We start from the raw sequence: 6,924 nt of genomic DNA, 5'->3' as shown, positions 1-6,924 counted from the left end.
GCGCGAGGGGGGGGGACAGGCCGCCGGGGCGGCTTGGGCATTTCCGCAATCGCTTCGGGGCGCGGCGTGGGTTTTCGCTGCTCGGGCGGCGGTTCGGGGGTGGCCTCTGCCGCAGGTGTTTTGGGCTCTGGCGCCATTTCTGGCGGCGTTTGCGTCTGGGGCGAGAGGTTCATTTCCTCTTGCGTTTCCAGCGTCTCGCTCTCGGCCTGGCGCGCGGCGGCCTCGCGCTCGGCCTCCTCGCGCAAGATCGCCAGCAGGTTCTCGTCCAAAGCCCGGCGCGGCACCACGCCGACGCGCGGCGCGGGGCCGATGTCGGTGCGGTCTCCGCGCGCCGTTGGTTCAAACCCCATATCGTCATAGGGCGAGGGGGTCTCTTCCGCATGTTCCGGCGCGGGGGGGGCGGGCTCTGGCTCCGCCACCGGTTCGGGCGGCAGGTCCGGCTCTGGCTTCGGTTCTGGGCCGGCCTCTTGCATCAGCTCGGCGATGGCTTCGTCGGTGTCCGCGTCATCGGCCGGGCCGGGGGCCGGTTCAGTTTCCGGTGTGGTGCGGCGCGGCGTTAGCGCGGCGGTCACCGGGGCCAGTTCGGCAGGTTCGGGCTCGGTATCCTCCACCTCGTGGATCGGGTCGCTCCAATCCACAGCGTCTGCGGCCTCTTCCGGGGTTGCCGCGCTTTCGAAAATCTGCGTCTCGGGGATGGGATCGGGCACGGGTTCTGGCGTGTCAGGGGCCGCTTCCGGTTCTGCTGGCGCCGGGTCTTGCGCAACAGGTTCCGGGGCAGGTTCAGGCGCCGCTGTGGCTCCGTCTTCGCTGACGTCCAATCCGCCAGAGGCCGGTCCCGCAGCCTCGCTGCGCGCCTCTTCGGCGGCGATCATCTGTGCGCTGGGTTGAAACCATGTCTGGCCGCAGCCCGAGCATTGCACATCGCGCCCTGCTTCGGGGATGACAGAGTCATCCACCTCATACTGTGCCCCGCATCTCGGACAGATCAACCGCATCTGGTCCCAGCCTCGCCCTGCCTTCGCCATTCTGGCATTTTCTTTATATATGTTGTAGCAAGCCGGATGAAAAACTCCAAGCGTTTGCTTATATTTGCGCGCATTGGGCAACAAAAGCCACAGGAAGGGGCCCGCAGTGATCGAGCTGCAAGATGTCGCCGTCGGGTACGGCGGAACCGAGTTGTTGGCAGAGATGTCGCTTAAGCTCGTGCCGGGGTCGTTCCACTTTCTGACCGGGCCCTCGGGCGCGGGAAAGACCACCTTTTTAAAACTGTGCTATGCGGAATTGCTGCCCTCGGCGGGCTTTCTGGGCCTTTATGGGCAGGATGTGCGCACGATGGGGCGCGATGACATTGCCCAGATGCGCCAGCGCATCGGTGTGGTGCACCAAGATTGCCAGTTCCTCGATCACCTGTCTGTGGCGGAAAATGTGGCGCTGCCCCTGACCGTTGCGGGCAAGCCGATCGATGGGCGCGAACTGGTGCAGCTTCTGGCTTGGGTCGGGTTGAAGGCGCAAATGAACGCGCTGCCGCCGCAGCTTTCGGGCGGGGAACGGCAACGCGCTGCCCTGGCCCGTGCCATCATCATGTCGCCCGAGGTGATCTTGGCCGATGAACCGACCGGAAACCTGGATTGGGAGATGTCGTTGCGCCTGCTCAACCTGCTGGTCGAATTGAATAAGATGGGCAAAACGGTGCTGATCGCCACGCATGATCTTAACCTGATCCGGCAGGCCAAGGCACAGGTCTCTGCGCGGGTGCTGCGGATCGCAAACCGGCGCTTGCAACTGGCTGGGGCGGATTTGTGATGCGGCTCAATCCGTTTTCTCGTGAACTCTCGGCCGCGGATCGGGTGGTGCCGCCCACCGGGTTTACCGCCAACCTGACGGTTCTGACGGCGGCGGCCATGGCGTTTTTGGCCGTGTTCGCGCTGGCCTTGTCGCTGGCCTCCGGGCGGCTCGCGGATCGTTGGGCCGATGCTTTGGCGCGTTCAGCCACGATCCGCATTTCGGCCCCGCCCGAGCAAATGGAGGTGCAGACCCGCGCGGTTTTGGATGCTTTGGCGACAACACCGGGGGTGCAAAGCTATCGCCCTCTGGAAGATGACGAAATGCGCGATCTGCTTGATCCGTGGTTCGGCCCGGATTTGCCGGTAGAGGCACTGCCGCTGCCGCAATTGGTCGAACTGGTCGAAACCGAACAAGGCGTCGATGCCGAGGGGCTGCGGCTGCGGCTGGCCGCCGAGGCTCCGGGCGCGGTTTTTGACGACCACACCCGCTGGCGGCGCCCGTTGGTTGCGGCGGCTGAAAAACTGCGCTGGCTTGGTTGGTTGTCGCTGGTGCTGATCGGCGGGGCGATGGCGGGCATGATCACCTTGGCCGCACAGGCCGCCTTGGCGGCGAATGGGCAGGTGATCCGCACTTTGCGGTTGGTCGGCGCACAGGATGCGTTCATTGCGCGCGCTTTCGTGCGCCGTTTCACCCAGCGTGGTTTCATGGGCGCGGCTCTGGGCACGGGATTTGGCATGGGGGCGGTGGCGCTTTTGCCCGCCGCCGATGCGGCGGGGGGGTTTTTAACCGGGCTGGGTTTCACCGGCACCGGCTGGCTTTGGCCGCTTGCGCTTCCGGTCTTGGCTGCGGTAGTGGCCTACGGCGCAACACGCGCCGCGGCTTTGCGCATGCTCAAGGGAATTCGCTGATGATCGTCCTTCAATACCTGCGCTCCATCCTGTTCATCTTGCAGATGTATCTGATGCTGCCCGTTTTCGCGATTTTTGGGCTGCCTTATGCGCTGCTGGGCGGGCGCCGCGGTGCGATCCATGTCTGCCGGGGCTATTGCAAATGGGTCTGCTGGACTGCGGGCTGGATCGTCGGGCTGAAGACCGAAATCCGGGGCGCGGTGCCCAAAGGTGATGTGCTGATTGCCGCCAAGCACCAAAGCTTCCTTGATATTTTGATGATCTATGCCGCTATTCCGCGGGGCAAGTTCATCATGAAAAAGGAGCTGGTCTGGACCCCGTTCGTGGGCTGGTATGCCTATTTGATCGGTTGCATCCCGGTTGATCGCGGCAAGCGGGGCGCGGCGATCAAGGCAATGCTGGCGCAGGCCAAGAATGCCCGGTTCGCGGGCGGGCAATTGGTGATCTTTGCGCAAGGCACGCGTGTCGCTGCAGGGGCTAAGAAGCCCTACAAGATTGGCGCGGGCGCACTTTACACCGATTTGGGGCTGGCCTGTGTGCCTGCCGCGACCAATGTTGGCGTGTTCTGGCCGCGTCATGGCATCTTGCGCAAGCCAGGGGTGGCCGTGGTGGAATTCCTGCCCGAGATCGCGCCGGGGTTGGAGATTGGCGAGTATATGAAGCTTATCGAGGCCGATATAGAAACCGCCTCGGACCGGTTGATGGCCGAGGCGGGGTTCAAGGTCGCGTAATCGGGGGCTTAGGGCGGCGCCTTACGCCGCCAGCCCTTTGGAGCCCATTTCGATGAACTTCTTGCGCCGGTCCGAAATGAGGCCCGCGCGTTTCTTGCCCGAAAGCTCGTCCAGCATCTTGCCGATTTCGGCACCGACGGCGGCAATCGTCCCGGCGCGGTCGCGCTGAGCGCCGCCTTTAGGCTCGGGGATGATCCGGTCGATGACGCCCAGCTTCTTGAGGTCTTGCGCCGTCAGCCGCAACGCCTCTGCCGCTTCGCGCATTTTCTCGGCATCTTTCCACAAGATCGAGGCGCAGCCTTCGGGTGAAATCACCGAATAGACCGAATGTTCCAGCATCGCGATCCGGTTCGCCGTGGCAAAGGCCACCGCACCACCTGACCCCCCCTCGCCGATGATCACCGAAATCAGCGGCACGCCCAGCTTCAGGCATTGCTCGGTCGAGCGGGCAATCGCCTCGGCCTGACCACGTTCTTCCGCGCCCTTACCGGGATAGGCGCCGGGGGTGTCAACCAACGTCACGACGGGCAGGTTGAACCGATCGGCCATATCCATCAAGCGGATCGCTTTGCGATACCCCTCGGGCCGCGCCATGCCAAAGTTATGGGTGATGCGGCTAGCGGTATCGTGACCCTTTTCATGGCCGATCACCATCACCGGGCGGTCGTCAAACCGGGCAAGCCCGCCCATCACCGCATGGTCATCGGCAAAGTTCCGGTCGCCCGCCAAGGGCGTGTATTCGGTGAACAGCGCATCGATATAGTCACGGCAATGCGGGCGGTCGGGATGGCGCGCGACCTGACATTTGCGCCAAGGCGTCAGGTCTTTGTAAAGGTCGGTCAGCATCTGCGCCGCCTTCTTGTCCAGCGCGGCGGCTTCCTTTTCGACGTCCATCCCCGGGTTCGCCCGCGCCATTGCGCGCAATTCCTCCGCCTTGCCTTCGATTTCGGCGAGCGGTTTTTCGAACTCGAGATAGGTGGTCATCAGCCCCTCCGTGACGCAGTCTGCGCTTATATGACTGCGCTTTTGAGGATTTGCAACTGACGCCGAGGTTAGCGCAAGGCTGGGGGCAAGGGCTGCGGCAATCGGTGTCAACCGAAACGCCCCGGCCGACCGACCGGGGCGTTCCTGTTCCCTCATGCAGCCGGGCCTCCCCTCCCTGCCGCTCCGGGATCTGAACCGATTCGCGTCACGAATCGTTTACATCGCGCTTAAGCTTTAATCATTTCAGACTGTCTGACAATAACTTCTGCCTGCCGAATGGAGGCAATATCGACAAGGCGCCCCTTGTAGACGGTTGCCCCTGCGCCTTCGGCTTTGGCCTTTTCCATCGCGGCCAGAATTTCGCGCGCTTCGGCCACGGCGTCTTCCGACGGGGTGAAGACTTCATTGGCTAGTGCCACCTGTTTGGGATGGATCGCCCATTTGCCAACCATGCCCAAGGTGGCCGAGCGCAGCGCCTGCGCGCGGAAGCCTTCATCATCCGAGAAATCACCGAACGGGCCGTCGACCGGCAAAATGCCATGCGTGCGGCAGGCGGCGACGATCGCCGCTTGCGCCCAGTGCCACGGGTCGGCCCAATGCTTCACGCCTTCGCGCAGCATATAGTAGTTTTCTTGCGTGCCGCCGATGCCGGTCGTCGCCATCCCCATCGAGGCGGCAAAGTCCGCCGCGCCAAGGCTCATCGCCTGCAGGCGGGGGGACGAGGCGGCAATTTCTTCGACATGGGCAATACCCGCCGCCGATTCGATGATCACCTCAAGGCTGATACGTTTCGTGCGCCCTTTGGCGGCCTCGATCGCGGTGACCAGCGCATCCACGGCATAGACATCGGCCGCGCAGCCCACTTTCGGGATCATGATCTGGTCGATCCGTTCGGAGCCCTCTTCCAACAGTTCGACCACGTCGCGATACCAATAGGGGGTATCAAGGCCGTTGATCCGCACCGAAAGATATTTGGTATTCCAGTCGACGTTGTGCGAGGCTTCAATGATATTGCGGCGCGCTTGCGCCTTGTCGTCGGGGGCAACCGAATCCTCTAGGTCGAGGTTGATCACATCCGCCGCCGAAGCCGCCATTTTCTCGAAGATCGCCGGGCGCGAGCCGGGGCCGAACAATTGACAACGGTTGGGGCGGGCAGGGGCGGCGGGCTGGACGCGGAAGCTCATGTTTCCCTCGGCAAGTATGTTTCGTGTTCTGTTGCGTTTTCGGTATAATGTTGCGCGCCCAGATGCAAGGTTATTTTGCAGGTGCAGAATCTTTCGCCGTGAAGAGTGATGCATTTTGCAGCAGCGTAAAAACTTGCACGTTTCTTCGGTCAAACTTGTCAAATGCGCAAGAAATATGCCCAAATCGCCCTAAACTGTCGCAAGTTTCTAAGGAAATTTGGCGCCGAACCGGCAATCTTTGGCGCACCACCACCTACAACCTTGCGGAGCTAGCCATGTCGCTGATCGAGACCCCTTATCTGTTGTTCCTTGGCGATGCGCCTGACCAATTGGCCACGAAAGTGGCGCAGGGGATCAAGGATTGGCGTCCCGAATTTGCTTTGGGCCAGTTCCGGATGGAGGGCTGCAAGGCCGATCTGGGCCTGACCGATATGACTTTGGCCGAGGCCAAAGCGGCAGGCTGTAAGACGCTGGTGATCGGCGTGGCAAACCGCGGCGGGATCATTTCGCCGGCTTGGAAAAAGGTTCTGGTCGCGGCCTTGGAAGAGGGGTTCGATCTGGCGTCCGGCCTGCACAACCTGCTGCGCGACGAGCCGGATCTGGTGGCGGTGGCCGAAGCCTGCGGCCGGTCGCTGCATGATGTCCGTGTGCCCGAGGTCGATTATCCGATTGCAACGGGCGTGAAGCGCAGCGGCAAGCGGGTTTTGGCGGTGGGCACCGATTGTTCGGTCGGCAAGATGTATACCGCGCTTTGCATGGAGCGCGAGATGCGCGCGCGCGGAATGAAGGCCGATTTCCGTGCCACCGGACAGACCGGGATTTTGATCACTGGCGATGGGGTGCCGCTGGATGCAGTGATTGCCGATTTCATGGCCGGCTCGGTCGAGTGGCTGACGCCGGACAATGACCCCGATCACTGGGACCTGATCGAGGGGCAGGGCAGCCTGTTCCATGTCAGCTATTCGGGGGTCACGATGGCGCTCATTCACGGCGGCCAGCCCGACGCGCTGATCTTGTGCCACGAACCGACGCGCAGCCATATGCGGGGCCTGCCGGGCTACAGCTTGCCGGGGCTGGATAGCTTGCGCGATCTGGCGCTGCAAATTGCGCGGGTGGCAAACCCTGCCTGTCAGGTGGTCGGTATCGCGATCAATACCCAGAATATGCCCGAGGCCGAGGCGCAAGCCTATGTCGCGCAGGTGCAAGACCAGATGGGCCTGCCCACGACCGACCCGTTCCGTTTTGGGGCCGCGAAGCTGGTGGACGCGCTCGCCGCGATCTGAAACCCTGTGCGCGGCTTGGGGTGGCCCGGCCCATGAGGGACAATAAAGA

The 6,924-nt window shown here is 62.8% G+C and carries 7 protein-coding genes; 4 read left to right on the top strand and 3 right to left on the bottom strand.

The genetic code is table 11. The annotated features are described in order from the left end of the window. On the bottom strand, nucleotides 1–1,025 hold a 1,025-nt coding region (locus CKO11_RS15175; protein ID WP_223640612.1), incomplete at its 3' end, for a zinc-ribbon domain-containing protein. A gap of 106 nt (nucleotides 1,026–1,131) precedes the next feature. Here CKO11_RS15175 and CKO11_RS15170 point away from each other — a divergent pair. From CKO11_RS15170 to CKO11_RS15160, 3 genes are read left to right on the top strand one after another with little or no spacing between them, the layout of a single operon-like run. Beyond that, nucleotides 1,132–1,803, top strand: coding sequence for a cell division ATP-binding protein FtsE (locus CKO11_RS15170; RefSeq protein WP_223640609.1), 672 nt, complete (start codon nucleotides 1,132–1,134; stop codon nucleotides 1,801–1,803). Beyond that, a complete protein-coding gene (locus tag CKO11_RS15165) occupies nucleotides 1,803–2,693 on the top strand; it encodes a cell division protein FtsX (protein WP_223640607.1) in 891 nt (296 codons plus the stop codon). The genes CKO11_RS15170 and CKO11_RS15165 overlap by 1 nt, the downstream gene beginning before the upstream one ends. Further along, a complete protein-coding gene (locus CKO11_RS15160) occupies nucleotides 2,693–3,424 on the top strand; it encodes a lysophospholipid acyltransferase family protein (protein ID WP_223640604.1) in 732 nt (243 codons plus the stop codon). The genes CKO11_RS15165 and CKO11_RS15160 overlap by 1 nt, the downstream gene beginning before the upstream one ends. A gap of 21 nt (nucleotides 3,425–3,445) precedes the next feature. Here the strand turns inward: CKO11_RS15160 and CKO11_RS15155 are convergent, their stop codons facing one another. Further along, a complete protein-coding gene (locus CKO11_RS15155; protein ID WP_223640602.1) occupies nucleotides 3,446–4,408 on the bottom strand; it encodes an acetyl-CoA carboxylase carboxyltransferase subunit alpha in 963 nt (320 codons plus the stop codon). 227 nt (nucleotides 4,409–4,635) lie between these two features. Beyond that, entirely contained in the window at nucleotides 4,636–5,592 is a 957-nt protein-coding gene (locus CKO11_RS15150) for an L-malyl-CoA/beta-methylmalyl-CoA lyase (RefSeq protein ID WP_223640600.1), read from the bottom strand. Nucleotides 5,593–5,873: 281 nt separating this feature from the next. Here CKO11_RS15150 and dgcN point away from each other — a divergent pair, with 281 nt between their 5' ends. Next, nucleotides 5,874–6,875: an N-acetyltransferase DgcN gene (gene dgcN, locus CKO11_RS15145; protein ID WP_223640617.1), complete on the top strand. Its 1,002-nt coding sequence runs from the start codon at nucleotides 5,874–5,876 to the stop codon at nucleotides 6,873–6,875. Nucleotides 6,876–6,924: the final 49 nt, after the last annotated feature.

Origin of the sequence: Rhodobacter sp. TJ_12 (assembly GCF_020023995.1) — a bacterium.
Lineage (GTDB): Bacteria > Pseudomonadota > Alphaproteobacteria > Rhodobacterales > Rhodobacteraceae > Rhodobacter.
The sequence above is the reverse complement of the archived record's forward strand: the minus strand, read 5'-3'. Positions and strand labels throughout refer to the sequence as shown.

Bases quoted from the DNA above. Each gene is read 5' to 3' on its own strand.
- CKO11_RS15165 (WP_223640607.1), top strand. From the start codon at position 1,803: ATGCGGCTCAATCCGTTTTCTCGTGAACTCTCGGCCGCGGATCGGGTG.
- CKO11_RS15160 (WP_223640604.1), top strand. From the start codon at position 2,693: ATGATCGTCCTTCAATACCTGCGCTCCATCCTGTTCATCTTGCAGATG.
- CKO11_RS15155 (WP_223640602.1), bottom strand. From the start codon at position 4,408: ATGACCACCTATCTCGAGTTCGAAAAACCGCTCGCCGAAATCGAAGGC.
- CKO11_RS15150 (WP_223640600.1), bottom strand. From the start codon at position 5,592: ATGAGCTTCCGCGTCCAGCCCGCCGCCCCTGCCCGCCCCAACCGTTGT.